At 67.6% G+C, this 2,129-nt stretch carries 3 protein-coding genes; all 3 read right to left on the reverse strand.

Translation table 11 applies throughout. The features are described 5' to 3' along the window. Positions 1 to 262 precede the first annotated feature (262 nt). Positions 263 to 574 (reverse strand): 4a-hydroxytetrahydrobiopterin dehydratase, encoded by a 312-nt coding sequence (locus tag GX543_RS17720; protein ID WP_290853845.1) that lies wholly within the window; start codon positions 572 to 574, stop codon positions 263 to 265. A 40-nt stretch (positions 575 to 614) separates the two neighbouring features. Then, positions 615 to 1,592: an alpha/beta fold hydrolase gene (locus tag GX543_RS17725; protein WP_290853846.1), complete on the reverse strand. Its 978-nt coding sequence runs from the start codon at positions 1,590 to 1,592 to the stop codon at positions 615 to 617. Positions 1,593 to 1,601: 9 nt separating this feature from the next. Next, the coding region (locus GX543_RS17730) for a GNAT family N-acetyltransferase (RefSeq protein ID WP_290853848.1) at positions 1,602 to 2,129 on the reverse strand (528 nt) is incomplete at its 5' end.

Here is a 2,129-nt window from a genome sequence, read left to right on the forward strand (position 1 = left end):
AGGACATACTCCGGAGTCGGCATGGTCGCCACGCTACCGTCCCGGGCCGACCCAGGCTGGTCGAGTTCGACGCTGCGAGCGAAGCGAGCAACGACGAGTATCGAGACCGCCACACCACCCCAAACCCCCGGCCTCGATACACCGATGCGGGCTCCGCGCCGCAGCGGCACTCGACCACCATGAGAGGACACCCGCCGCACTGCGGCACTCGACCTCCCTGAACAACGACGAGTATCGAGACCGCTACACCCAGGCGCCGACGTCAGGCCGTCGGGATGTCCTGCTCGGCGGCGATCTCGTCGATCCGCTGCGCGAGGGCGACGTCGTACGACGTCAGCTGATTCTCGCTGTGCGTCGTCAGCTGGTAGGTGACGGTCGGATAGCGCAGGTCGATGTCGGGATGGTGGTTGGCCTCTTCCGCGGCGGCGACCACCGCGGTCACCATCGCCAAGCCGCGCACCATATTTCCGGGGCGGTACGTCGCGACGATCATGCCGTTGTCGAGGGTCCACGCGGCCGAAGTCTGGGCATCAGCATCGCTGTCGGTCAGGGGTTCGGGTCGGTGTGCACTCATGCCTTCGACGCTACGCCGATGGCTGCCGGTCAGCGGCCGATCAGCCGCCGGTCACCGGTTGCACCGGAACACAGGGCACCGGACGCGGCCGGGCCGGATCCAACGCATTCAACACCAGTGCAGCGCTGCGGCGATTGGAGGTGATCGACATGTGGTTGGAACGGTCCTGTTCGCAGCCGACCTGCACCACGACGTTCCGCACGTCGGTGCCTGGCGGGCCGTCGAGCAGCCCTACCGAGTAGGGCGTCACGATTTCGTCGTGCCGCGTGACGATGTTCGTGTAGGCGACGCCCGGCAGGTACGGCGACGGCTCGCGCACCGCCCGATTGAAGTCGAGGTCCTCCGGCGCCGCCGAGCATTCCGGACACGCGGGCCGAGGAGGCGACGGAATCCCGAGACGGTCGCGGAACGCCGCGATCTGCTCCCCTCGGGCATCGTCGCCGTCCGGACCCTGCCGCCAGTACGGCGCCAACGACACGTAGTGCGCAACGTGCCCCTGACCGCCGAGGTACTTCATCCAGTACGTCGGGATCTCGGTGCCGAGCGAATGTCCGACGACGTCGACCTGATCGATCTGCGTCGCCGCCATCACCCGGTCCATGAACTCCTTCACGTCCCAGGCACTGTCGATTTTCGGTCCGAGACCACCGACGGCCGACGCCGGCCACACCGACGACAGCGCCCCGTACGTGGGTGCGAACACGCAGTAGCCGTCGTTCTTCAGGACCGCGGCGAGGGTCGCCCAATTGGTCTGACGCCCGCCGCCGCTGCCGTGCAGAAGCACCACCGGCCGCGGGTGCTTCGGGGTCGGCGCGCAGGAGAAGTCGTTGGTTCCCGGCAGCGAGCCGCCCGGGTTCGACAATTCCGCACGGATCCCGTCGAGAAAGCTGTAGGCGACGGGCAGCGTGGTCGGCTCAGCGACCGCGGCCGCGGCCCCGACCGCACCCGCGACGACGACCAAACAGGCGACGACCACACGCGCGACGACCACCGCCGGCTGTGCCCATCGCAGCCGCATCGCCCGCGACTACCGCGCCGCGGCCAGATAGTCGCGCTGGAAGATCGCCATCCGGGTCGCATCGCGATACGCGCCGTCGGCGAAGAACTCCTGCCGCAGGACGCCCTCCACCGCGAACCCGACCTTCTCGTACACGTGGATCGCCGCGGCGTTCTCGGTGTCGACCAGCAGCCACACCTTGTGCAGATTCAACGCCCGGAAAGCGAAGTCCAGAATCTCGCGCGTCGCCGCGCCCGCGTACCCGCGCCCCTGCTCGGTCGGCGAGATGATGATCTGGAACTCACAGTTCCGGTGCACGTGGTCGATATACATCAGCTCCACGATGCCGACCCGACGACCCGACGCTTCGACGATGAACCGTCGTTGTTCGTCGCGGCCGCGCTGGCGATCGAAGTCGGCCTCGAGATCGGTGATCGTCGCATGAGCGGGCTCGAACCAGTAGCGCATCACGTCCGGATCGTTGAACAAGCCGTGGACAAACGTGAGGTCGGACCGTTCGAGTGCCCGGTTCCGCGGCGGAGCATAGGTCTCGCGAGA

It is taken from the genome of Gordonia sp. (in: high G+C Gram-positive bacteria), assembly GCF_012515855.1.
Classification (GTDB): domain Bacteria; phylum Actinomycetota; class Actinomycetes; order Mycobacteriales; family Mycobacteriaceae; genus Gordonia.